Below are 23,902 nucleotides of genomic sequence, written 5' to 3' on the forward strand. Positions count from 1 at the left end.
TCCGACGGCGCTGCCGTCGCGCCGCCGCATAGGCTTCGGTCATGACGCAGTCGTCAGGTGGGCCCACCACCTCAGCCCGGGAAGCCATCGCGGCCATCCAGGGGCACGAGGCGTGGGCCATCATCCGGCGTTCCACTCGAGCGGGTGACCGCGACACCGTCGGCGTGCTCGGTGGTCGGCGCTGGGTCGCCGACTCGATCATGGACATCCCGCTCGAGGAGGGCCCGCCACCGCCGGGCCGGCAGTGCGACCGGCTGGTCGCCGTACCTTTCCGGCAGGTGGCCGAGCGGGGCTTCGACGCGCACGACGACGGCACGCCGCTCGTGGTGGTCGACGTCGAGACCGAGCGGGAGTTCTCCGTCGCCGACGTGATCGAGGCGATCGACGACGGCGGGATCGACTTCGCGGACCGGGGTGGGTTCGACGTCGACGACACCGACTACGCCAAGGTCGTCGAGAAGATCATCACGGACGAGATCGGGCAGGGCGAGGGCGCCAACCTGGTCGTCGGCCGCCACTACCGCGCGGTCGTCGCCGACTGGGGCGCCGACAAGGCGCTCGCCGTCTTCCGCCGGTTGCTCGCGCGTGAGCGCGGTGCCTACTGGACGTTCCTCTTCTTCACCGGCGACCGCTACCTGGTGGGCGCCAGCCCCGAGCGGCACGTCAGCGTGCACGGCGGCGACGTCCGGATGAACCCGATCTCCGGCACCTTCCGGGTGCGTCCGCCGGAGGGCGACGACCGGCGGATCGAGACCCGTCTCGCGGAGTTCCTGCGCGACGAGAAGGAGATCTACGAGCTCTTCATGGTGGTCGACGAAGAGCTCAAGATGATGTGCGACATCTGCCATGAGGGCGGCCAGGTGCTGGGTCCCTTCCTCAAGCCGATGACGCACCTGATCCACACCGAGTACCTCCTCGCCGGCCGCAGTCGGCGCGACGTACGCGAGATCCTGCGGGACACGATGTACGCCGCGACGGTCACCGGGTCTCCGGTGGAGAACGCGTGCCGGCTGATCAAGCAGTACGAGCCGGAGGGCCGCGGCTACTACGGCGCCGCGCTCGCGGTGATCGGTCGCGACGACGAGGGGCTGCCCGTGATCGACAGCCCGATCGTGATCCGCACCGCCGACGTCGACCTCGACGGTCGGCTCAAGGTGACCGCCGGTGCCACGCTGGTGCGCGACTCCGACCCGGCCTACGAGGTCGCCGAGACCCACGCCAAGGCGGGCGGCATCCTGTCCGCCTTCGGTCTGGTGCCGCCGGCGCCCGAGCACGGGGTCGGCGGCGTCGACTTGGCCGCGCTCGCCGCCGACGAGGACGTGCTGATCGCGCTCAACGCCCGCAACCGCCGGCTGAGCGGCTTCTGGCTGACCGACCAGGCCGGCACGCCGCCCGACCCGCGACTGGCCGGCAAGAGCGTCGTGATCCTCGACGGCGAGGACGCCTTCGTGAACATGCTGCGGCACCTGCTCGCGGTGATGGGCATGAGCTCGGCCGTCGTACGCCACGAGGACTACGCGCCGGGTTGCCTCGACGGGTACGACCTGGTCATCGTCGGGCCCGGCCCGGGCGACCCGCGCGACGGCCAGGACCCCAAGATGGCGTCGCTGCGGCACGCGGTGGCCTCGCTGCTGGAGACGAAGCGGCCGTTCCTCGCGGTCTGTCTCGGCCACCAGGCGCTGTGCCACCAGCTCGGCATCCCGCTGACCTACAAGGACATCGTCTTCCAGGGCACGCAGTCGGAGGTCGTCGTCAACGGGCGTCGGGAGCGGGTGGGCTTCTACAACACGTTCGTCGGGAGGGCCGCTGACGACACCGTGCTGCCAGCGGGCGTCTCCGTCGAGGGCGACAGCGACTCGGGCGACGTCAACGCCTTGACCGGACCCCACTACCGCGGCGTGCAGTTCCACGCGGAGTCGATCCTGACCGAGCGCGGCTGGGACATCGTCCACGACCTCGTCTCCGCTGTGCTGCTGCCTGATGGCTGAGAATGGCCAGGGCGCCTGACGTCGTCGTGGTCGACCACCACGACTCGTACACGCAGAACCTCGTCCACCTCGTCGCCGGCGTGACCGGCGTGCTGCCGACCGTCGTCCAGCACGACGAGTGCGGGCCGGAGGACGTGCTGCGGCACGAGTACGTCGTGCTCTCGCCGGGCCCCGGCCACCCTGCGGAGCAGCGGGACTTCTCGGTGGGCCGTGAGGTGCTGCTCGACGGGAGTCGCCCGGTGCTGGGGGTCTGCCTCGGGATGCAGGGGATGGTGACGACGTACGGCGGCATCGTGGACCGTGCCGTGCCGGCGCACGGCCAGGTGACGCGGATCCACCACGACGGCGCCGGCGTCTTCCGCGGCCTGCCGCAGGACTTCGCCGCCGTGCGCTACCACTCGCTCGCCGCGCGGAGGATGCCCGACGAGCTCACGGTGACCGCCACGACCGGTGCCGAGGTGATGGGCGTCCGGCACCTCGACCGGCCGCAAGAAGGTGTCCAGTTCCACCCCGAGTCGATCCTCACCGAGCACGGCGCCGCGATGATCGTGAACTTCCTGGGGACGTCGTGAGCTCCCGAGTCGGCGCTGTCGAGGCGTTCACCGAGATCGCGGCCGGGTACCCGCGCTGCGTCTGGCTCGACGGCGGCGGTGCCCGCCAGTGGTCGCGGCAGCGCTCGATCATCGGCTGGCTCGACGATGACGACGTCTCGTTGACCTACGACGCCGCCCGGCGTGAGGTCACCCGCCACGCCGGCGGCACCAGCGTCGTCGTCGGCGACGACCCGTTCGTCGTGCTCGAGGCGGAGCTGGACGCGGGGTCCGAGTCGGACCAGTGGTTCGGCTACTTCGGCTACGCCGCCCGCCCCGACCTCCCCGCTCGCCCCGACACCGACCTCCCCGATGCGATCTGGATGCGGCCGTCACACATCCGGATGTATGAACACGAGCCCCGCACCGATCTCCCGGTCACGCTCGCCGAGCTTGTCGAGGCGCCTCGACAGGCTCGGCGAGCGACGCGGCCCCCCGCCGACTACGAAGCCGCTTTCGCAGCCGTCCAGGAGCACCTGCATGCCGGCAACTCCTACGAGGTGAACCTGACCCACCGGCTCCGCGTCGCGAGTGACACCGACCCCGCGTCGGCGTACCTCCGGCTGCGCAGCCTCAACCCCGCTCCCTACGCGGGCTTCCTCCAGCACAGCGTGCCCGGCCGGCTGGACGCGAACGGCTGGCTGCTGAGCTCCTCGCCCGAGCGGTACGCGCTGGTGACCGCCGACCGGTTCCTCGAGACCAAGCCGATCAAGGGCACGACGGCCCGCGGCAGCACGCCCGCGGAGGACGAGGCCGCCCGCGAGCGGCTGGCGACGGACCCGAAGTTCCGTGCGGAGAACCTGATGATCGTCGACCTGCTCCGCAACGACCTGTCGCAGGTGTGCGAGGTCGGCACCGTGGAGGTGCCGGTCCTGATGGAGGTCGAGTCCTACACCTCGGTGCACCAACTGGTGTCGACGGTGCGCGGCCGAATGCGCGACGACGTGACCACGGTCGGCGCGCTGCGCGCACTCTTCCCCGCCGGCTCGATGACCGGCGCGCCCAAGCTGCGGACGATGGAGATCATCGACGCCGTCGAGGCGACGCCCCGCGGTGCGTACGCCGGCGCGTTCGGCTGGGTCTCCGGGGACGGCCGCGCCGACCTCGGGGTCGTGATCCGCTCTCTGCTCACCGCTGGAGACGGCTACCTGCTCGGCACCGGCGGCGGCATCACCGTCGACTCCGACGTCGCCGACGAGTACGCCGAGACGCGGTGGAAGGCGGAACGCTTGCTGCGCGCCCTGTCCCTCGACGAGTAGCCACCAACGGGGCGCCCTGTCAGGCGGGGTCCTCGACGCCGGACTCCACCGCGTGCTGCGAGAGAACGGTGAGGGTGGCGCGGACGCCGCGGATGATCTGCTGCTCGTCGTACGGCGCGGGGTCGACGACGTTCACGCTCTGGATCAGGTCGCCGTTCGCGACGAAGCCGGTGACGCCGATGTCCTTCCGGCCGGCGTTGACGACGATCCGGGCTTCGTCGGCACCCTCGATGTCGGGTGAGGTCGACTTGGCATCGGGCGAGATGTCCATCGTCTCCCATGCTTCGTCGAGCGTGCCGGAGAAGAGCAGGTAGTTGACGGTGACCGCCGGCTCGCCGTCCTCGGCCGGCACGAACCGGCACTCGGGCTGGGTCGGCTCGCCGTTGCTCTCCTCGGCGACGGTGCCGAAGTTCTTCTCGACGAAGCGCGCGTCGAGCACGTCGCACGGGTTCCAGAGGGCGGGGGTCTCGTCGGGCAGGTCGGGCTTCTCGCCGACGTCCTCGCCGTCGCCGCATCCCGCGAGCAGCACCAGTACGGCGACCGCGGCCAGCGGCTCACGCATCTACCTTCTCCGTTCCCGGCAGCTTGAGCACCAGCCGTGCGCCGCCGCCGACGTTCTCCGCCGCCTGCACCGAACCCGCATGACGCTCGGCCACCTGACGGACGATGGCCAGGCCGAGACCGGAGCCGGGAAGCGTGCGGGAGTCGGCGGACCGCCAGAACCTATCGAAGATCCGCGCCCGCTCCTCCGCGGGGATGCCCGGGCCCTGGTCGTCGACGGTGAGGACGCCGTCGCTGAGCCGGACGGTCACCAAGCCGCCGTCGGGACTCCACTTGGCCGCGTTGTCGAGCAGGTTGGTGACCGCGCGCTCGAGCGCGGGCGCCTCCCCGACCACCCACCAGGGGCGGGTGAACACCTCGAAGGTGACGTCGGGGGCGCGACGCCGTACCCGCTCGACGGCATGGTCGACCACGTCGGCGAGGTCGACCGGCTCGACGGTGGGCGGCACCGGCTCGTCGCGGGCGAGCTCGGTCAGGTCGCCGATGAGGGTGGTCAGCTCCTCGATCTGGGCGCGGATGTCCTCCATCAGCTCCTCCCTCGCCACGGGAGGCAGCGAGGGCGCGTCACCGCCGGACATGGTGAGCAGGTCGATGTTGGTCCGCAGCGAGGTGAGCGGGGTCCGCAGCTCGTGGCTGGCATCGGCGACCAGCTGCCGCTGGCGCACCCGCGACGCGTCGAGGGCGGTCAGCATCATGTTGAACGCGTTCGCCAGCCGGGCGACCTCGTCGTCGCCCTCGACCGGGAGGCGGCGGAGGTCCTCGGTACGGGCGATCCGCTCGACCGCGGTCGTCAGTCGTCGCACGGGCCGCAGGCCGTTGCTGGCGACCAGCCAGCCGGCGAGCCCGGCGGCGAGCACGCCGACGCCGCCGAACGCGATCGTCACCCAGCCCAGCCGGGCCAGGATCCGGTCCTGGTCCTCGAGCGGCTGGGCGATCACCAGGGCGAGGTCCGGCCGGTGCTCGGTCGGCACGGCGACGACCCGGTAGCGCTCGCCCTCGATCCGGATCGTGCGGATGCTGGACTCGCGCTTTCCCTGCGCGACCTCGAGCTCGGACCGGCCGAGCAGGATGTCGGGGCCGTCGTCGAGGACCCGGCCCTTGCCCTCGGCGGGAAGGAACGCGATCCGCACGTCGCCGGCTCCGAGCGCCCAGGACGGGACCTCCTCCCCGACGCCGATCTGGAGCAGCTCGTCCGCGCCCGCCGCGTCCTGCGCGCGCTCCAACAGAGACGCGTCGAGGCTCTGCTGCATCTGGAACCGCGCGGTGGCGTAGGCGGCGACGGCGACGAACGCGACCGCCAGGCCGACGGTCAGCATCGTCAGCAGGATCACCCGGCTGGCGAGCGAGCGCCGGTAGTGCCACCGTCCGTCCGGGCCCGGTCCGACCGCGAGGGCAGACCCCGCCCAGAACCCGCTCACGATTCCTTCAGCACGTATCCCACGCCGCGCACCGTGTGGATCAGCCGCGGCTCGTCGCCCGACTCGGTCTTGCGGCGCAGGTAGCCGACGTAGACCTCGAGTGAGTTGGCGGTGGTCGGGAAGTCGTAGCCCCAGACCTCCTCGAGGATGAAGCTGCGGTCCAGCACCCGTCGCGGCCGGCGCAGGAACATCTCGAGCAGGGTGAACTCGGTGCGGGTCAGCTCGATGGCGCGATCGCCGCGGGTGACCTCGCGGGTGGTCACGTTCATGGTGAGGTCGGAGAAGGAGAGCACCTCCTCCTCGTCACCCTCCGTGTGCGGCGCCACCCGGCGCAGCAGCGCGCGGAGCCGGGCGAGCAGCTCCTGCAGCGCGAACGGCTTGGTCAGGTAGTCGTCGGCACCGGCATCGAGACCCTCCACCCGGTCGCCGACGGCGTCGCGAGCGGTGAGCACCAGGATGGGTACGTCGTTGCCGGCCGCCCGCAGCGCCCGGGTCGCGTCGAGCCCGTCCAGCCGCGGCATCATCACGTCCATCACGACCACGTCGGGCGCGACCGCCCCGATGCCGGCGAGCGCCTCGGCGCCGTCACCGGCCAGGTGGACGTCGTACCCGTTGAACTCCAGCGAGCGCCGGAGCGACTCCCGCACCGCACGGTCGTCGTCGACGACGAGGACGCGGGGCAGGTGCGGGACACGCTGGGACACGCCCCCATGATGCCCAATCCGGCTGAGCGGTGGCTGAGAGGCCGCTTCCGGTGGCGTCAGAGATAGCGCGCGGCGATCTTGGCGGCGCGGGCGCCGTAGCCGCCGCCGAAGAGGCAGGCGTGCACGAGCAGCGGGAAGAGCTGGTGGATGCCGAGCCGTTCCTGCCAGTCGTCGCCGAGCGGCGCGACCTCGTCGTACGCCGCCATCACGTGCGGCAGCTGCGGCAGCCCGAAGAGGGTCAGCATCGCGAGATCGACCTCGCGGTGGCCGCCGTACGCCGCCGGGTCGATGACCACCACGCGGTCCTCCTGGCCCCACAGCACGTTGCCGTTCCAGAGGTCGCCGTGCAGCCGCGCCGCCGGCTCGTCGGGCACGACCTCGCCGACCCGCGCGGCGGCGCGTTCGATCAGGTCCGCATCGGCGGCAGCGACCAGGCCCTTGTCGCGGGCGACCCGCAGGTACGGCGTGATCCGCCGCTCCACGTAGAACTCCGCCCAGGTGGGCAGCGGCTGGTTGGCCAGCGGGAGCCGGCCGATGTAGCCGTCGGCGTCGGCACCCCACTCCGGTGCGCCGGCCAGATGGGTACGAGCGAGCGCCCGGCCGAAGGCCGACGCCGCATCCTGTCCTGGCCGGGTGGTCTCGACCCACCCGAGGATCAGGCAGTCGGAGTCGACCGCGAGGACGTCGGGGGTGGCGACGCCGTCGTCGACCTCGGCCAGCCAGCGCAGGCCGGCCGCCTCCCGCTCGAAGAACTGCGGCGGGGCCTGGGTCAGCGACTTGAGGAAGGCGGTCCGGCCGCTCGACAGCCGCAACTTCACCGCGCTGGAGACGTCGCCACCCGCCACCGGCGCGGTCGAGATGACCGACGAACTGAGCAGCTGCTCTGCTCGTCCGGCGACAGCCGGTTGCCGCGTCATCTCTCGTCCCCCTGGGCCTTACGACACAGTCATGACTGACCCTTGAGCGCGCGGGGGATCTCGCGTCCCTGCTCGATCGCGCGTTCGGGTGCCTTGACCTGCTTGAACTTCCTGATACCGATCCAGATGCAGAGGACTGCCACCAGCAGCCAGAAGCCGGCGACGATGAGGAACGCCCAGTGCAGCGACAGCCCCTCGCCGTTCCAGTTGATGAAGTAGGCGGCCGCGACCGACAAGATGATGACGAACAGCACCAGGAAGAAGGCCGCGGCGAGCAGCAGGACGCTGCCGAAGCCGCCGGCCGTGACGCTCACCTTCAGCTCGGACTTCACGAGCTGGATCTCCTTGCGCATCAGCGTGGAGAACTCGGTCTGGGCGTCCTTGACGAGACGTCCGATCGTGGGCTCTTCGCGGAGCGGTTCGACGGCCATGTGATCGACCCTACCGAAGCCGCTCAGGCGGCGGGCCTTCTGCTCAGAGGTAGCGCCACCAGAGGTACGGCGCGCACAGCGACAGCGTCACCGCGGTCACGACCAGGCCGTACTTCGTGAACTCCCAGAAGCTGATCGGATGCCCTTGTCGGGCCGCGATGCCGAGGGCGACCACATTGGCCGAGGCCCCGATCGCGGTGGCGTTGCCGCCGAGGTCGGCGCCGAGCGCCAGCGCCCACCACAGGACCTCGCCGTCCGCGCCGTGGCTGGCCGCCAGGTCGCCCACGATCGGGCTCATCGACGTGACGTAGGGGATGTTGTCGACGATCGCCGAGAGGACGCCGGAACCGAAGAGCAGGACCATGGTCGCGAGCGGCAGCTTGCCCTCGGTCTGCTCCGCCGTGTACTCCGAGATGTCCCCGATCACGCCGGTCTCGACCAGGCCGCCGACCATGATGAAGAGGCCGGCGAAGAACAGCAGGGTCGGCCACTCGACCTCCTCCAGCGCCTGCTCGGTGGTGACCGACGTGATCAGCAGCAGCAGGCCGGCGCCGAGCAGCGCGACGACGGCGGGGTCGTAGTGGAGCCACGGGTGCAGGACGAAGGCGGCGACGACGACCGCGAGCACGACCAACGCCTTGACGAGGAGCGCCGGCTCGGTGATCGCCTCCCGCTCGTTGAGCGCCAACACCGACTGCGCCTTCTCCGGGTCGAAGGTGAAGGCGGAACGGAAGAGGACGCGGCACAGGACGCAGTAGACAGCGAGCAGCACGACGATGATCGGCGCCATGTGGACGAGGAAGTCGTTGAACTCGAGATCCGCGTTCGCCGGGCTGGCGATGATGATGTTCGGGGGATCGCCGACGAGCGTCGCGGCTCCGCCGATGTTCGAGGCGAACACCTCGGCCATGATGTACGGCGCCGACCGCAGGCCCAGCCGGTCACAGACGAGGAAGGTCACCGGCGCTATGAGGAGCACGGTCGTGACGTTGTCGAGCAGGGCGGACGCGAACGCCGTGAGCAGCACGAGAAGGACCATCAGCAGGTAGGGGCGGCCGCGGCTTCGCTTGGCCGCCCAGATGGCGACGTACTCGAAGACGCCCGTCTGCCGCAGCACGGAGACGATGACCATCATCCCGAACAACAGGAAGATGACGTTCCACTCGATCCCGGTGTGGAGGTCGAAGAACGCCTTCTCGGCATCGGTGATGTGGAGCAGCAGCATCAACGCGGCGCCACCGAGCGCCACCTTGGTGCGGTGGACCTTCTCGGTCATCAAGAGGACGTAGGCGGCGACGAAGATGACGATGGCGGCGATCGCCACGGGGCCTCCCTCGGGCGCGGGACTGGGACACGCCGACCAGACTTCCCGGCACACCTGTCCGACGACCCTATCGGCCAGCATCGGCGGCGGGCGTTTCCGGGTAGCCTCGATGAGGTGAGAGCCCGCGACCTCGCGGCGCCGTACCCCACGGTGCACGCCGACGCCCCCGCCGTCGACGCGGCCCGCATCCTGACCGAGGCCGGACGGCCCGCCCTGGTCGTGGTTGACGACCACGACCACCCCACCGCGATCCTGCCCGCCTCCCAGGTGCTGCGGTTCGTCATCCCGCGCTACATCCAGGACGACCCTGCGCTGGCACGGGTGGTCGACGAGGAGTTCGCCGACCACATGTGCGACTCACTCGCCGGCAAGACCGTCGCCGAGCTCCTCCCGAGGGAGGGACCGAAGTTGGTCGTCGTCGAACCCGACGACAACGTGATCGAGATCGCCGCCCTGATGGCCGGCAACCGCAGTCCGTTGGTCGCGGTGGTCGACGGCAAGGGCTCGAAGGCGCCGATGATGGGAGCGATCACGGTCGCGAGCCTGCTCTCGGGGCTGCTGCCCGAGCGGATCACCGATCCCGGCTGACTTCGGTCACCCGTCCCGCGCCCGCGGCGCTCACTCGCTGCCGCGGTCCTCCAGGAACACGTCGGGCACCCCGTCGTGGTCGGAGTCCTGGGCCTCCAGCTCGCAGAGCCGGCGGTAGACCCGGTTGCGGGCCCGGAGCACGACCGCCGCGAGCAGGGCGGCGACCAAGGACCCGACGATCACGCCGACCTTGACCCGCTCGGCACGAGCGCCGTCGGTGTAGGCGAGCTCCCCGATCAGCAAGGACACGGTGAAGCCGATGCCGGCCAGCATCGCCATCCCGAGCACGTCGGCCCACGCCAGCTCGTCGTCGAGGTCCGCGTGGGTGAAGGTGTGGAGCAACCAGGTCGCCGCCAGGACGCCGATCGGCTTCCCGAGCACCAGGCCCGCGATGACACCGAGCGCGACCGGGTCCTGCAGCGCGTCGAACAGGCCGGACCAGCCACCGAGGCCGACCCCGGCGGCGAAGAACGCGAAGACCGGCACGGCGATGCCCGCGGAGAACGGGCGCACGAGGTGCTCGATGTGCTCGGCGAGGCCCCTTTCGTCCGGCCGGTGCTGGTGCAGCACGGGCACGGTGAAGGCGAGCAGCACCCCAGCCACGGTGGCGTGGACGCCCGAGGCGTGCACCAGCGCCCAGGCGACGGCCGCCAGCGGAAGCAGGAGCAGGGGATGGCTGATCCGGCGCTGGACCAGCAGACCGAACGCCGCGATCGGCACCAGCGCGAGCAGGAGGTACGACGCGTGCAGCTCATCGGTGTAGAACAGCGCGATCACCGTGATCGCGAGCAGGTCGTCGACGACCGCGAGGGTGAGCAGGAACGTCCGCAGCCCGCTCGGCAGGTGCGTGCTGATGACCGCGAGCACCGCCACCGCGAAGGCGATGTCGGTCGCGGTGGGGACTGCCCATCCCGCCATGTCGCCGGAGCCGGCCAGGTTGACGACCACGTAGCAGGCCGCGGGGGCCAGCATTCCGCCGAGCGCGGCTGCTACCGGCAGCGCCGCGCGCCGAGGGTCCCGCAGGTCGCCGGCGACGAACTCGCGCTTGAGCTCCAGGCCCGCGACGAAGAAGAACACGGCAAGGAGTCCGTCCGCGGCCCAGGCGCCGAGAGTGAGGTCGAGGTGGAGCGCGTGCGGGCCGATCCGGAGATCGCGGAACGAGTCGTACGTCGCCGCCCACGGGGTGTTGGCCCAGATGAACGCGACCAGCGCCGCGGCGATGACCAGCGCGCCGCCGATGCTCTCGGCGCGCAGGACCTCTGCCACGCGGGAGCTCTCCAGGAACGAGCCGCGCGCGAAGAGCGGCCGACGGGGGTCAGTCAAAGGAACTCCTCGGAGTCGACAAGATGACGCCGACCAGGCTTCCCGGCACTCCGGGCATCACCCTACCGATCGGGCAGCCCCCCGCCTCTCCCGCCGACGGCGACGTCCAAGGTGTGCGCGCCGCGCAGGGCCTTGGCGGCGAGGTAGCGGGCGTTGGCGTCGGAGAGGTGCACGGTGGTCGGCACCTGCTCCGCGATCACCAGTCCGGCTGCCTCCAGCTGCGCCGCCTTGTCGGGATTGTTGGTGAGCAGCCGGAGCCGGCGGATGCCGAGGGCATCGAGCATCTGGGCGGCCGGTGTGTAGTCGCGCTCGTCGGCTTCGTGGCCGAGCGCCAGGTTGGCCTGGTAGGTGTCCAGCCCGGTGTCCTGGAGCGTGTAGGCATCGAGCTTCTCGTAGAGTCCGATTCCGCGCCCCTCCTGGCGGAGGTAGAGCAGGTAACCGCCCTCGTCGGTGATCCGGGCGAGCGACTCGTGCAGCTGGGGCCCGCAGTCGCAACGCTCGCTGCCGAGGACGTCGCCGGTGAGGCACTCGCTGTGCAGGCGCACCAGGGGCGACTGCTCGGCCGCGGGCACTCCGCGCACCGCCGCCGAGCACGACCCGAGCCCGATCGCCAGGTGCTCGCGGCCGTCGAGCAGCCCGTCGAACGTGAACACCCGCCCGACCGTCGAGAACCCGTGCAGGCTCAACGGGATGGTGAGCTCGGTGCGGATGCGCGCGTCCATGGTCAGCCCGCGAACCGGTCGGAGAGCGCGTAGCGCAGGAGTACGACGTCGCCGATCGCGCGGGTCTCGACCAGCCGCGCCCGGTGGTCCGAGCACCACGGGAATCGCCCGTCGTCGACGAACCGGCGGGCGCGGGAGTCGCCCACGAAGAACGGCGCGACGACCAGCTGCAGCTCGTCGGCCAGGCCACCGGTCAGGAACTGGGTGTGGACGGTTCCTCCGCCCTCGACCATCAGCCGCCGGATGCCGCGGTCGTGCAGGTCCTCGCCCACCCGGCGCATCCGACGCGGGGCGTGGCCGGCGTCGATCACCGTCGCCACCGGACCGAGCCGACCCCGGGCGGTCGACACCGCGTCGCTGCTGCAGTAGACCAGCTTCTCGCTGTCGCCCGCGGTGAAGAAGTTGGCGCGCGGGTCGAGGTCGCCGCGCGCGGTGACCGTCACCTTCGCCGGGGAGCTGGGCAGGCCGGCGGCGGCCCGCGCGCTGCGGCGCCTGGCCTCGCGCACCAGCAGCCGGGGGTTGTCCTTCCGGACCGTGGCCGCGCCGACCAGGATCGCGTCGCAACCCGCCCGCACCTCGTCGATCCGGTCGAAGTCGGCGTCGTTGGAGAGCATCAGCCGCTCCTCGGTCGCGCCGCCGAGGTAGCCGTCCAGGGACATGCTGCAGCTCAGCAGGGTGTAGGGACGGTCAGCCATGGACGGCCTCCTCGGGTGTGGAATCCGGGGACCGGGTCGTGGGTGGAGTACCCCCGGCGAGGGTGAGCATGCCGGGCAGCGTGGCCACGAGCGACACCACGCCGAAGGCGACCGCCACGCTGACCCCCGTGTCGACGCCGAGACCGGCCGCACCGAAGAGCCACGCCGCCGCGCCCTCGCGCGGGCCCCACCCCGCGACCGACAGTGGCAGCGCGGACGCGACGAGCACGACCAGGCTGAGCGCGACCAGCTCGGGCAGCGGTGCGGTGACGCCGACCGAGCGGGCGACGACGACGAGCACCACCACGTGACCCACGGCTGCCAGCGCGGAGGCCAGCACCACGCGGGGGAGCACCGCGCGTGCGGCGACCACCGCGCGCAGCTCGGCGGCGACCGCGCGGCGTACCCGTGCGGGCAATGCGGCGGCGACCACGACGAGCACGGTCGCGACCGCGAGCAGCAGCCACCCGGCCTCCGCCCGGACCGCGGCGGGAAGCAGGAGCAGGGCGGCCAGCGCGAGGGCGACCTGGACCGCCTGGCCGGACGTCCGGTCCCACAGCACCGACCGGAGCCCCCGGCCGAGCGCGCCCGCCGAGCGGCCGTGGTCGATGCCGCGGTGGACGTCGCCGAGGACGCCGCCGGGAAGCGTCGCGTTGAGGAGCTGGGACCGGTAGTAACGGCGGTACGCCGTCCGCACCGGCACCGCGACGTCGAGCCGCGCGGCCAGCAGGCTCCACCGCCAGGCGCAGCACCACGTGGTGGCCGCGGTCACGGCGAGCGCGACCACGAGCGTGGTCGCGTCGGTGGAGCGGATGCCCTCGACGAAGGGCTCCGCGCCGAGCCGCACGGCGAGGACTCCCAGGATCAGCACGCCGCCCATCAGCCGCACGCGTGCCCAGCGGTTCATCGGGCGGCTCGCGTGGTGTCGCGAACCACGATCGGTTCCAGCGGGGTCGCGTCGACAACCGCGGCCAGCAGGCGCGCGGTGTCCTCCCAGGAGGCGAGGGTGGTGCGCCGGTCCCGTGCGGCCGCGCGCAGCCGCTCCCGGTGGTCTCGGTCGGTCAGCCAGCAGCGCAGGGCGGCGGCGAGGCGGTCGGGGTCGTCGGGCGGCACCAGCACGCCGGCCCGCTCGCCGGCCGTGGTCCCACCGACCGCCTCGCTGTGACCGCCGACGTCGGTCACCACGACCGGCACGCCGCGCGCGAGCGCCTCGGTCACCGCCATCCCGAAGGACTCCCGGCGCGAGGCCGAGACCAGCAGGTCCGCGTTGTCGAGGGCGAACCCGAGCGGGTCGCCGGTCAGGGGTCCGGTGAACTCGACGCGGTCGCCGATCCCGGCCCCCTGGGCGGTGTCGGCCAGCTCGGCCACGAAGTCCGGCTCCAGGTCGGTCGCGCCGACGCAGGTGAGGACCCAGTCGAGGTCCGCGATCTGGGCCAGGGCCGCGACCAGGGTGTCGTGGCCCTTGTCCTGGGTCACCGCCGCCAGGCACATCAGCCGCCCGCCGGGAGGGAACGCCCAGGAGACGGGAGCCGGGTCGACGCCGGGCTTGGCGACGCTGACCCGATCTGTCGGCAGCCCGTGGTGGCGGACCACCCACCCCCGGGCCCAGTCGCTGGTCGTGACGACGCCGGACGCGGCGGCGAGGGCGGCGCGCTCCGAGCGTCGTACCGACTCGTCGGTGGCGGCCTCGGCGAACGGCATGTGCAGGAGCACGACGACGCGGAGCCGCCCGGAGACCGGCTCGAGGGCGCCGGGTGCGGCCGACCCCAGCAGGCCGTCGAGAACCACCACCGCGCCGTCGGGAAGGCCGGCCAGCAGCGGGCCGAGGTCCGCCACGTCCCCGACCCGGTGCTCGTGGACCTCCCTGTCCATCGCGGTCAGCGACTCGATCACCCGACGGTCGTAGTGGTTGCCGCCGCTGGGGCGCGCCGGGTCGTCGATCCCCGCTGGTACGACGAACTCGATCGGCGCGCAGGTCACAACGGCCGCCGGTAGCTGGCCCACGCGACGTGGGACTCCCGCAAGGTGACCTCGACGCCCGACAGCTGGTCCGCCGGCCGGCCGAGCTGACCGGCCTGTGCGCGCTCCGCGAGCCGGTCGGCGACCAGCCGGGCGAGCACCTCGGTCGTGGTGGTGAGGCCTGCCAGCGCCTCGACGGCGTCGAGGTTGCGGTAGGTGAGGTCGGCGAGCACCGCCTTGAGCTGCTCGGCGGCCCTCCCGATGTCGACCACGATTCCCGAGCCGTCCAGGTCGTCCGCGACGAACGTCGCGTCGACGACGAACGTCGCGCCGTGCAGCTGCTGCGCGGGTCCGAAGACCTCGCCGCGCAGGCTGTGGGCGACCATCATGTGGTCGCGCACGGTCACCCGGAACTCAGGACTCGTCGTCATGCCCTAGCCCTCCTCGTAGTCGATGGTGTGGCACAGCGTGGTCCGGTCGCCATCGGCGAGTCGGGCGAGCACGGCAGGCAGGTCGGCGAGGGGCGAGCGACCCGTGAGCAGCGCGTCGAACGCCGGGTCCGCGAGCAGCTCCAGGGCCAGGGCGAGCCGGTCCGCAGGGCTGCGCCGACCGCTTCGGGCGGGAGCGACGGTGCCCACCTGGCTGGCCCGGATGGTCAGCCGCGAGGAGTGGAACGTGCCGCCGAGCGGCACGGTGACCGGGCGGTCGCCGTACCAGCTGACGTCGAGCACGGTGCCCTCCGGCGCCAGCAGCTCGAGGGAGCGCTGCAGTCCGGCGGAGGTCGCGCTGGCGTGGACGACGAGGTCGCAGCCGTCGGACGCGTCCGCCGGTGCGGCGAACCCGACGCCGAGGGCGGCGGCGACGTCCGCCCGGGACGGCTCGGTGTCGACCAGCGTCACCCGGGTGCCCGGGATCCGACCCAGCAGACGGGCGATGCAGCAGCCGACCATGCCCGCACCGACGACCGCGATCCGGTCGCCGAGGAGCGGTGCGGCGTCCCAGACGGCATTGACCGCCGTCTCGACCGTCCCGGCGAGCACCGCCCGGTCGGACGGCACCGGGTCCGGGACGGGCGTCACCGCCGTGGCCGGTACGACGTAGGCGGTCTGGTGGGGATGCAGGCAGAAGACGCGGCGGCCGGTCAGAGCGGCCGGCCCCTCCTCGACGACGCCGACGCTGAGGTAGCCGTACTTCACCGGTCCGGGGAAGTCGCCGTCCTGGAACGGCGCGCGCATCGCGCGGTGCTGGTCGGCCGGCACGCCGCCGCGGAACACGAGCGTCTCGGTGCCGCGGCTGATCCCCGAGCGCAGGGCGCGCACCAGCACCTCGTCGTCGCCGGGCGCGCGCAGCTGCTCGGTCCGGATCTCGCCGCGACCCGGTTCGGCCAGCCAGAACGCACGTGCCTCCCGCACCGTCCGCTGCCTCCTCACGTCCGGCTGCTTCCTGAACCGGATCGATTCCGGCACCGTATCCCTGATACCCCTAATCACGGAGGCGTTGTGGGTCGGGTTCAGCACGGGCGTGTCCCGGGGCCGGTGGCGGTTGCCGTCGGCGTGCCCGCACTCCTGGTGACCCTCGACGTCGCGGTCGGGCTCGGTCCGCCCGGGTGGGCGATAGGACTGCTGGGCGGCGCCGTCCTCGCGGCACTCCTCGACGGCGCGCTGGTCCGGCACCGCGCCGGGGGTCTCGGGCCCGCGGGACGGATCACCGCGACCCGCGCCGTTCTCGCCTGTGGGGTGGCGGCGCTGACTGCCGAGTCGTACGTCGCCGACGACCACGCAGCGCTGATCGTGGCGCTCGCCACGGTCGGCCTGGTGCTCGACGCCGTCGACGGCAGGGTGGCGCGTCGTACCCGGACCGAGTCGGCGCTCGGCGGCCGCTTCGACATGGAGGTGGACGCGTTCCTGATCGCGGTCCTCAGCGTGTACGTCGCACCAGCTGCCGGCTGGTGGGTGCTGGCGATCGGCGCGATCCGCTACGCCTACGTGGCCGTGAGCTGGGTGGTCCGCTGGCTCCGGCGTCCGCTGCCGCCGCGCTACTCCGCCAAGGTGGTGGCCGCTCTCCAGGGCATCGTGCTCACCGTCGCGGCGTCCGCGCTGGTGCCGCTGGTGGTGACCCAGGCGGTCCTGGTGGTCGCGCTGGGCCTGCTGGTCGAGTCCTTCGCCCGGGACGTCCGGACGCTGTGGCGGGAGCGTGTGGAGCCGCTCCCGCCACCACCCGACCCTGCTCCGGTCGGGTCGCTGGTGCGGCCGGCGGTCGTCACCGCCGCCGCCTTCGTCGGTCTCTGGGTCGCATTGGCGCTGCCGAACCCCGCGACCGGGCTGACGCCGGCGGACCTGCTGCGGATCCCGCTCGAGGGGCTGGTCCTGGTCGCGGTCGCCCTGGTGCTGCCGCACCGGCCACGGTTCTGGGCGGCCGTCGGGTTCGGCGCGGTCGCCGGTGCCCTGCTCGTCCTCCGGGTCGTCAACGCCGGCTTCGACCTGGTGCTGGACCGCCCGTTCGACCCGCTCGGTGACTGGGGCTACTTCGCGTCCGGGGTCGACGTGCTCGGTGACTCGATCGGCGACCTGGCGGCGCGGCTGGCCGCGGTGGGCGTGGTGGTGCTGATCGCTGTGGTGATCGTCGGGCTCGCCGGCGCGGCCGCCCGCGTGGTGCGGGTCGCGGCCGACCACCGGCCGCGGGCCACGCGCGGGGTGGTGGCGCTGGGCACGGCCTGGGCGGTCTGCGCGATCGCCGGCATCCACGTCGCGGGTGGGGCGCCGGTCGCGGCGGCCGGGGCTGCCGGGCTCGCCGTCGACACGGTCGACCAGGTGCGGGCGGGGCTCGCCGACAGCGACGACTTCGCCGAGGAGATCGAGGCGGACCCGTTCGCCGACGTCCCGGACGACCAGCTGCTGCGGGGGCTCCGGGGCAAGGACGTGCTGCTCGTCTTCGTCGAGAGCTACGGCCGGAGCGCGACCCGCGGGTCGTCGTACTCACCCGGCGTCGAGGAGGTGCTGGTCGACGGCACCCGGCGATTGACGGAGGCCGGCTACCTCACCCGCAGCGGCTACCTCACGTCGCCGACGTTCGGGGCGGCGAGCTGGCTGGCGCACGCGACCACCCAGTCCGGCCTGTGGGTGGACAGCGAGCGCCGCTACGGACAGCTGCTGGACAGCGACCGGCTCACCCTCGCGCGCGCGTTCGGGCGGGCCGGCTGGCGCACCGTCTTCGACGTGCCGGCCAACACCGAGGACTGGCCGGAGGGGGAGGCCTTCTACGGGTTCGACCACATCTACGACTCCCGCAACGTCGGGTACGCCGGGCCCGAGTTCGGCTACGCGCTCGTACCGGACCAGTACACGCTCGAGCACCTCCGTCGCGAGGAGCTCACCGGCGGGGACCGGCCGCCGCTCTTCGCGGAGGTCGACCTCGTCTCCAGCCACCACCCGTGGACACCGCCGCCGCCGCTCGTGGCGTGGGACGAGGTCGGGGACGGGTCGGTCTTCGAGGGCACGACGGAGGACGCCGAACCCGTCGACCAGGAAGCAGATCCCGCCAAGGCGCAGCAGCTCTACGGCCGGTCGATCGAGTACTCCTGGGAGACCCTGGTGTCCTTCCTCGAGACCTACCCCGACCCCGACCGGGTGGTGGTGGTGCTCGGCGACCACGAGCCGTGGTCCTTCGTGAGCGGTGACGACGCCGGGCGCGACGTGCCGATCACCGTGATCGCGCAGGACGGCGACGTCGTACGGCGGACCGCGGACTGGCAGTGGTCTCCCGGGCTGCTGCCGCCCGCCGATGCCCCGGTGTGGCCGATGTCGGAGCTGCGGGACCGGCTGCTCACTGCGTTCGCGGGAGGTTGAGCAGCAGGATCGGCCCGTAGGAGCCCTCGACCGCGACCTTCTCGATCTCGTCCACGTCGAACGAGGTCGTGCCGCTCTCCTCCACCTCCTCGCCCGAGGTGGCGGAGAACTCCCTGACCTGCTCGGCGCGACCGCCGTCCCCGGGGTAGACGACCACCGTGTAGGTGTGGGCCTGATCACCGCCGTACGAGCTGCGGTAGACGCAGGTCAGGTCGAGGCGGGTGCCACCCGACGCGAGCGGCGTCAGCGAGATCCAGCCCTCCGACTGGCTGTGCCCCACGGGGGTCATCAGCTGCGGTGGCGCGGTGGTCTCGACCACCGGCGGCGGGGAGGTGACGGTCTCGTCGTCGTCGCCGAGCGAGCCGGCGACGACTGCGGACCCGCCGGCGATGACAGTCACCGCCGCCGCGGCGAGCAGGGCCGCACGGATGGTCCGGCGTCGCTGCTGCCGCTCGGCGGCAGCGACCAGGGCGGGGAGCAGTGTCCCGGGCACTGGCTCACGGTCGAGATCCGGTGCGAGCACCTCGGCGGGCACCCGAGCCAGCAACCCGGGCAGACCGGCGAGCTCGCGCACCGACCGCGCGCACTCGTCGCACCCGCTGAGGTGGCGCTCGAAGTCCGCGCGCTCCGCGGGCGCGAGCGAGCCCAGCACGTAGGCCGCGTCGAGCGTGGAAAACCGGCAGCTCACTGGCTCACCCCCAGCTCTTCGAGGGACAGCCGCAGCGCGCGCAACGCGTAGTGGGTGCGGGACTTGACGGTCCCCTCGGGGATCCCCAGCCGCCGGGCGGCCTCGGCCACGGACTGGCCGCGGTAGTAGCACTCCAGCAGTACGGCGCGGTGCTCGCGCGAGAGCTGCGTGAGCGCCTCGGCGACCACCCACGAGAGCAGCAGCTGGTCGGTGCGGTCCTCCGCGCCGGAGAGCTCCGCGAGGTCGTCGGTCGGGATCTCCTTGCGGCTGCGCTTCGTGCGCCACTCGTCGATCACGATGTTGCGCGCGACGGTGAACAGCCACGACCGCACCGAGCCCCGCGACTCCTCGAGCACCCTGGCGTTGCGCCACGCCCGCAACAGCGTCTCCTGCGTGACGTCCTCGGCGTGTGCCCGATCGTTGCCCGTGAGGTGCAGGCAGAACGCCCACAGCGACGCTGCATGCTCGTCGTGCAGCTGTCGCATCGCCGTGGCCAGGTCTTCCGGCATCACACCTCCCAACCAGTCCTACGCAGTCGGCCGGTCCCGGGTTCAGTCTGCCCTCGTCGCCACCGGGTGCTGCGCGGACTTGGATGGGGGTGCGGCGGGTCAGTCCTCCGAGCCGGAGCCCATCCCCTTCGAGATCAGGTCCATCACCGAGCTGTCGGCGAGCGTGGTGACGTCGCCGACCTCGCGGTGCTCGGCCACGTCGCGAAGCAGGCGGCGCATGATCTTGCCGGAGCGGGTCTTGGGCAGCTCGGGCACGATCATGATCTGTCGCGGCGTGGCGATCGGGCCGATCTCCTTGCGGACGTGGCCACGCAGCTCCTGGACGATGTCCTCCCCGCCGTCACCGGCCTCCTCGCGGAGGATGACGAAGGCGCAGACCGCCTGCCCGGTGTCCTCGTCGGTGGCGCCCACGACCGCGGCCTCGGCGACCTTCGGGTGCGAGACCAGCGCGGACTCGATCTCGGTGGTGGAGAGCCGGTGGCCGGAGACGTTCATGACGTCGTCGACGCGGCCGAGCACCCAGATGTCGCCGTCCTCGTCCTTCTTCGCGCCGTCGCCGGCGAAGTAGTAGCCCATGCCCCCAACTTTCGATGCTGGGAAGCGGGACCAGTAGGTGTCGACGTAGCGGTCGTCGTCGCCCCACAGCGTCCGCAGCATCGACGGCCAGGGTGCGGTGACGACGAGGTAGCCACCGGAGCCGTTGGGCACCGGGTTGCCCTCGTCGTCGACCACGTCGGCCGCCACGCCGGGGATGGCGGTCATCGCCGAGCCCGGCTTGCCGGCCGTCACGCCGGGCAGCGGGCTGATCATGATCGCGCCGGTCTCGGTCTGCCACCAGGTGTCGACCACCGGGGTGCGGTCGCCGCCGATGACCTTGCGGTACCAGATGTAGGCCTCGGGGTTGATCGGCTCACCGACCGAGCCCAGGATCCGCAGCGAGGACATGTCGGAGCGCTCCGGGATCTCGGCGCCCTGCTTCATGAAGGAGCGGATCGCGGTGGGCGCGGTGTAGAAGATCGTGACGCCGTACTGCTCGATGATCTGCCACCACCGCCCGCGCTCGGGGCTGTCCGGCGTGCCTTCGTAGAGCACCTGGGTCACGCCGTTGGCCAGCGGGCCGTAGACGATGTAGCTGTGGCCGGTGACCCAGCCGATGTCGGCGGTGCACCAGTAGACGTCGTCGTCCGCCTTGAGGTCGAACACCGCGTGGTGGGTGTACGACGCCCCCACGAGGTAGCCGCCGGTGGTGTGCAGGATGCCCTTCGGCTTGCCGGTGGACCCGGAGGTGTACATGACGTAGAGCGGGTGCTCGGCGTCGAACGCCTCGGGCGTGTGCTCGGTCGACGCGCTCCCGACGACGTCGTGCCACCACACGTCCACGTCGTCGTCCCAGCCGTCCTCGCCGAGGTCCTGGCCGGTGCGCCGGACGACGAGCACCTTCTCCACGCGGTCGGTCTTGGTGCGGGCCTCGTCGACCGCCGGCTTGAGGGCGGACGGCGTGCCGCGGCGGTAGCCGCCGTCGGAGGTGATGACGACCTTCGCCTGGCAGTCGTCGATCCGGGACGCGAGCGCGTCGGCGGAGAAGCCACCGAAGACCACCGTGTGCGGTGCGCCGATCCGCGCGCACGCCAGCATCGCGACGATCGCCTCGGGGATCATCGGCATGTAGATGGCGACCCGGTCCCCGGCTGCGACACCCAGCTCGGTCAGCGCGTTGGCGGCCTGGGACACCTCGTCCTTCAGCTGCGCGTAGGTGATGTCGCGGGTGTCTCCCTCCGGCTCACCCACCCAGTGCAGCGCGACCTTGTCGCCGCGCCCCGCCCCGACGTGCCGGTCGACGCAGTTGTACGCCGCGTTGAGCTTGCCGCCCGTGAACCACTTGAAGAACGGCGGCTTCGAGTCGTCGAGCACCGTGTCCCAGCGCTCGGCCCAGCTGAGCCGCTCGGCCTGCTCGGCCCAGAACGCGACCCGGTCCTTGGCGGCGTGCTCGTAGGCGTCGGCGGTGACGTTCGCGTTGGCAGCGAGATCGGCCGGCGGCTCGAACCGACGGTCCTCCCTGGACAGGTTGGCGAGGGTCTCTGAGGTGGACGATGGGTCGGTCGTCACGGGTCTCTCCTGAGGTCGTGGGTGCGTGCACCACATTAGGACGGCGATGGTGCCGGGTCACGGGTTGCATGCCTGTTGCAGCGCCGTTGTCGGGCCGTTCGTCGGGCAGTTGTCGGGCCGGCGCGCGCCACGCGCCGGCCCGGCAACCTCCGAGCTCCTAGTGGACGGTGGCCTTCTCGGCGCCCGCACCCGTCAGGGAACGGACCTCGAGCTCGCTGTAAGCCGCTTCGGCCTCGGGCTCACGCGAGGTGAGGGTGCCGATGATGCCGAACAGGACGCCTGCCGGGATCGAGACGATGCCCGGGTTGGCGAGCGGGAACCACGAGAAGTCGACCGAGGTCCAGAAGACACCGGTCGGGCCGGACACCGTGGGCGAGAAGAACACCAGGCCGACGCAGGTGACGAGTCCTCCGTAGATGGCCCAGGTGGCACCGCGGGTGTTGAACTTCTTCCAGAAGAGGTTCATCACCAGCGCCGGCAGGTTGGCCGAGGCAGCGACCGCGAAGGCGAGCGCCACCAGGAAGGCGATGTTCAACTCCTGCGCGAAGATCGACAGGACGATGGCGATGCCACCGATCACGAACGCGGCTATCCGTGCGACCTTCACCTCGTCCTTCTCGGTCGCCGTGCCCTTCTTCCACACGTTCGCGTAGAGGTCGTGGGCCACCGATGATGCCGAGGTCAACGTCAGCCCGGCCACCACGGCGAGGATGGTCGCGAACGCCACCGCCGCGATGAACGCCAGCAGGATCGCGCCCCCGTTGGAGCCCGGCCCACCGCCGACCTCCTCGGCGAGCAGTGGCGATGCCAGGTTGCCGCCGCTGGTCGCGACCTCGCTGTCGGGCGCGGTGCTGAGCAGCGCCGCGGCACCGAAGCCGAGCACCAGCGACATCAGGTAGAACGAGCCGATCAGCCCGATCGCCCAGTTCACCGACGTGCGCGCGTCCTTGGCGGTCGGCACCGTGTAGAACCGGATCAGGATGTGCGGCAGTCCCGCCGTGCCCAGCACCAGCGCCAGGCCGAGCGACACGAAGTCGATCTGGCTGGTCGTGTTGATGCCGTACTTGAGCCCGGGCTCGAGGAACGCGTCGCCCTTGCCGGTGTTGCTGGCTGCGGCGCCGAGCAGGTCGCTGAGGTTGAAGTTGAACTCCGCCAGCACCAGCACGGTGATCAGGATCGTGCCGGACATCAGCAGGACGGCCTTCACGATCTGCACCCAGGTGGTCCCCTTCATGCCGCCGACGACGACGTAGAAGATCATCAGCAGCCCGACCGCGAGGATCGTGAAGCGGATCGCCCACTCGCCGTCGATGCCGAGCAGCAGCGTGACCAGCGCGCCCGCACCCACCATCTGGGCGAGGAGGTAGAAGATCGACACCACGACGGTGGAGGTCGCGGCGGCGGTGCGCACCGGACGCTGACGCATCCGGTAGGCCAGCTGGTCTGCCATCGTGTAGCGACCGGAGTTCCGGAGCAGCTCCGCGACCAGCAGCAGGGCGATCAGCCAGGCGACCAGGAACCCGATCGAGTAGAGGAAGCCGTCGTAGCCGGTCAGCGCGATGGCTCCGGAGATGCCCAGGAACGATGCGGCGCTCATGTAGTCGCCGGAGATGGCCAGACCGTTCTGGAAGCCGCTGAAGTTGCGCCCGCCCGCGTAGTAGTCGGCAGCGCTCTTCGTGTTGCGACTGGCCCAGAACGTGATCCCGATGGTGATCGCGACGACGACGATGAAGAGGATCGTGGCGAGGGTCTCTGAGCTCATCACTGCACCTCGCCATCGATCCGGTCGTTGTAGCGCTCGTTGAGATCACGCGCTATCGGGTCGACCCGGTCGTTCATGTAGCGCCCGTACAGCCAGGCGATCAAGAACGTCGAGACGAACTGGAGGATCCCGAAGACGAGGGCGATGTTGATGTTCCCCACGACCTTCGTGCCCATGAAGTCGGTGGCCCAGTTCGACATCACGACGTACAGCAGGTACCAGGTCATGAACGCGACCGTGGCCGGGAAGACGAACCCCCGGAACCGTCTGCGCAACTCCTTGAACTCGGACGACTGCTGAAGCTCGACATAGACCGGATGGTCGGAACGTTGATGTACCCCGCCGTTCCCGTTGGTCGTGGACACGTGCCCTCCTGGAATCGATGTGATCGCCGTCACGGCTCTTGGGACGCTAGGAGCGGTCGATACCCAGTCGGCAGGGGTGCGGGCCGAACTCGCGCCCGACGGGGAACCGGGGTCGCCGAGCGGTCGGTGGAGCGCGACGAACGGTCGC

23 protein-coding genes are annotated in these 23,902 nt (G+C 71.6%); 5 read left to right on the forward strand and 18 right to left on the reverse strand.

The window, feature by feature from the left end; translation table 11 throughout:
- Positions 1–41 precede the first annotated feature (41 nt).
- From SHK19_RS00695 to SHK19_RS00705, 3 genes are read left to right on the forward strand one after another with little or no spacing between them, the layout of a single operon-like run.
- On the forward strand, positions 42–1,988 hold the full coding sequence (locus SHK19_RS00695; protein WP_322937569.1) for an anthranilate synthase family protein: 1,947 nt from the start codon (positions 42–44) through the stop codon (positions 1,986–1,988).
- 2 nt (positions 1,989–1,990) lie between these two features.
- Positions 1,991–2,560 (forward strand): anthranilate synthase component II, encoded by a 570-nt coding sequence (locus SHK19_RS00700; RefSeq protein WP_322454103.1) that lies wholly within the window; start codon positions 1,991–1,993, stop codon positions 2,558–2,560.
- The gene (locus SHK19_RS00705; protein WP_322937570.1) at positions 2,557–3,837 is read left to right on the forward strand and encodes an anthranilate synthase component I family protein; all 1,281 of its coding nucleotides are present in this window, start codon (positions 2,557–2,559) and stop codon (positions 3,835–3,837) included. The genes SHK19_RS00700 and SHK19_RS00705 overlap by 4 nt, the downstream gene beginning before the upstream one ends.
- 19 nt (positions 3,838–3,856) lie before the next feature.
- Here the strand turns inward: SHK19_RS00705 and SHK19_RS00710 are convergent, their stop codons facing one another.
- From SHK19_RS00710 to SHK19_RS00735, 6 genes are read right to left on the reverse strand one after another with little or no spacing between them, the layout of a single operon-like run.
- Positions 3,857–4,399 (reverse strand): hypothetical protein, encoded by a 543-nt coding sequence (locus SHK19_RS00710; RefSeq protein ID WP_322454101.1) that lies wholly within the window; start codon positions 4,397–4,399, stop codon positions 3,857–3,859.
- Positions 4,392–5,816 (reverse strand): sensor histidine kinase, encoded by a 1,425-nt coding sequence (locus SHK19_RS00715; protein WP_322937571.1) that lies wholly within the window; start codon positions 5,814–5,816, stop codon positions 4,392–4,394. Before SHK19_RS00715 ends, SHK19_RS00710 begins: the two co-directional genes overlap by 8 nt.
- Positions 5,813–6,520, reverse strand: coding sequence for a response regulator transcription factor (locus tag SHK19_RS00720; protein ID WP_322454099.1), 708 nt, complete (start codon positions 6,518–6,520; stop codon positions 5,813–5,815). Before SHK19_RS00720 ends, SHK19_RS00715 begins: the two co-directional genes overlap by 4 nt.
- Positions 6,521–6,576: 56 nt before the next feature.
- Positions 6,577–7,437 carry a fructosamine kinase family protein gene (locus SHK19_RS00725; protein ID WP_322937572.1) on the reverse strand — a complete coding sequence of 287 codons (861 nt, stop codon included), beginning with the start codon at positions 7,435–7,437 and terminating at the stop codon, positions 6,577–6,579.
- 29 nt (positions 7,438–7,466) lie between these two features.
- Entirely contained in the window at positions 7,467–7,868 is a 402-nt protein-coding gene (locus SHK19_RS00730) for a phage holin family protein (protein WP_322454097.1), read from the reverse strand.
- 43 nt (positions 7,869–7,911) lie between these two features.
- The gene (locus tag SHK19_RS00735; protein WP_322454096.1) at positions 7,912–9,192 is read right to left on the reverse strand and encodes an ArsB/NhaD family transporter; all 1,281 of its coding nucleotides are present in this window, start codon (positions 9,190–9,192) and stop codon (positions 7,912–7,914) included.
- Positions 9,193–9,306: 114 nt separating this feature from the next.
- Between SHK19_RS00735 and SHK19_RS00740 the strand changes: the two genes are divergently transcribed.
- Positions 9,307–9,780 (forward strand): CBS domain-containing protein, encoded by a 474-nt coding sequence (locus tag SHK19_RS00740; protein ID WP_322454095.1) that lies wholly within the window; start codon positions 9,307–9,309, stop codon positions 9,778–9,780.
- Between the two features lie 30 nt (positions 9,781–9,810).
- Here SHK19_RS00740 and nhaA read toward each other — a convergent pair whose 3' ends face one another.
- The 7 genes from nhaA to SHK19_RS00775 form a co-directional block, all read right to left on the reverse strand.
- The gene (gene nhaA, locus SHK19_RS00745) at positions 9,811–11,103 is read right to left on the reverse strand and encodes a Na+/H+ antiporter NhaA (protein WP_322454094.1); all 1,293 of its coding nucleotides are present in this window, start codon (positions 11,101–11,103) and stop codon (positions 9,811–9,813) included.
- Between the two features lie 62 nt (positions 11,104–11,165).
- On the reverse strand, positions 11,166–11,825 hold the full coding sequence (locus SHK19_RS00750; RefSeq protein ID WP_322454093.1) for a GTP cyclohydrolase II: 660 nt from the start codon (positions 11,823–11,825) through the stop codon (positions 11,166–11,168).
- Between the two features lie 2 nt (positions 11,826–11,827).
- Positions 11,828–12,520 carry a RibD family protein gene (locus tag SHK19_RS00755; RefSeq protein ID WP_322454092.1) on the reverse strand — a complete coding sequence of 231 codons (693 nt, stop codon included), beginning with the start codon at positions 12,518–12,520 and terminating at the stop codon, positions 11,828–11,830.
- Positions 12,513–13,427, reverse strand: coding sequence for a lysylphosphatidylglycerol synthase transmembrane domain-containing protein (locus SHK19_RS00760; RefSeq protein ID WP_322937573.1), 915 nt, complete (start codon positions 13,425–13,427; stop codon positions 12,513–12,515). Before SHK19_RS00760 ends, SHK19_RS00755 begins: the two co-directional genes overlap by 8 nt.
- Positions 13,424–14,500 carry a glycosyltransferase family 4 protein gene (locus SHK19_RS00765; protein ID WP_322937574.1) on the reverse strand — a complete coding sequence of 359 codons (1,077 nt, stop codon included), beginning with the start codon at positions 14,498–14,500 and terminating at the stop codon, positions 13,424–13,426. The genes SHK19_RS00760 and SHK19_RS00765 overlap by 4 nt, the downstream gene beginning before the upstream one ends.
- Positions 14,497–14,910 carry a 6-pyruvoyl trahydropterin synthase family protein gene (locus SHK19_RS00770; RefSeq protein ID WP_322454089.1) on the reverse strand — a complete coding sequence of 138 codons (414 nt, stop codon included), beginning with the start codon at positions 14,908–14,910 and terminating at the stop codon, positions 14,497–14,499. The genes SHK19_RS00765 and SHK19_RS00770 overlap by 4 nt, the downstream gene beginning before the upstream one ends.
- Positions 14,911–14,913: 3 nt before the next feature.
- Positions 14,914–15,909, reverse strand: coding sequence for a zinc-dependent alcohol dehydrogenase (locus SHK19_RS00775; protein ID WP_322454088.1), 996 nt, complete (start codon positions 15,907–15,909; stop codon positions 14,914–14,916).
- Positions 15,910–16,032: 123 nt separating this feature from the next.
- On the opposite strand from SHK19_RS00775, the gene SHK19_RS00780 reads away from it, so the two are divergent.
- Positions 16,033–18,324: a CDP-alcohol phosphatidyltransferase family protein gene (locus SHK19_RS00780; RefSeq protein ID WP_322937575.1), complete on the forward strand. Its 2,292-nt coding sequence runs from the start codon at positions 16,033–16,035 to the stop codon at positions 18,322–18,324.
- Here the strand turns inward: SHK19_RS00780 and SHK19_RS00785 are convergent.
- From SHK19_RS00785 to SHK19_RS00805, 5 genes are all read right to left on the reverse strand, one after another.
- Positions 18,302–19,012 carry an anti-sigma factor family protein gene (locus SHK19_RS00785; RefSeq protein ID WP_322937576.1) on the reverse strand — a complete coding sequence of 237 codons (711 nt, stop codon included), beginning with the start codon at positions 19,010–19,012 and terminating at the stop codon, positions 18,302–18,304. The genes SHK19_RS00780 and SHK19_RS00785 overlap by 23 nt on opposite strands.
- On the reverse strand, positions 19,009–19,521 hold the full coding sequence (locus SHK19_RS00790) for a sigma-70 family RNA polymerase sigma factor (protein WP_322937577.1): 513 nt from the start codon (positions 19,519–19,521) through the stop codon (positions 19,009–19,011). Before SHK19_RS00790 ends, SHK19_RS00785 begins: the two co-directional genes overlap by 4 nt.
- A gap of 99 nt (positions 19,522–19,620) precedes the next feature.
- Positions 19,621–21,627, reverse strand: a complete 2,007-nt coding sequence (gene acs / locus SHK19_RS00795; RefSeq protein WP_322937578.1) for an acetate--CoA ligase — start codon at positions 21,625–21,627, stop codon at positions 19,621–19,623.
- 157 nt (positions 21,628–21,784) lie between these two features.
- The gene (locus SHK19_RS00800) at positions 21,785–23,389 is read right to left on the reverse strand and encodes a solute symporter family protein (RefSeq protein WP_322937579.1); all 1,605 of its coding nucleotides are present in this window, start codon (positions 23,387–23,389) and stop codon (positions 21,785–21,787) included.
- On the reverse strand, positions 23,389–23,754 hold the full coding sequence (locus SHK19_RS00805; protein WP_322937580.1) for a DUF485 domain-containing protein: 366 nt from the start codon (positions 23,752–23,754) through the stop codon (positions 23,389–23,391). The genes SHK19_RS00800 and SHK19_RS00805 overlap by 1 nt, the downstream gene beginning before the upstream one ends.
- Positions 23,755–23,902 lie beyond the last annotated feature (148 nt).

The sequence above is a fragment of the Nocardioides bizhenqiangii genome, from assembly GCF_034661235.1.
Lineage (GTDB): Bacteria > Actinomycetota > Actinomycetes > Propionibacteriales > Nocardioidaceae > Nocardioides > Nocardioides bizhenqiangii.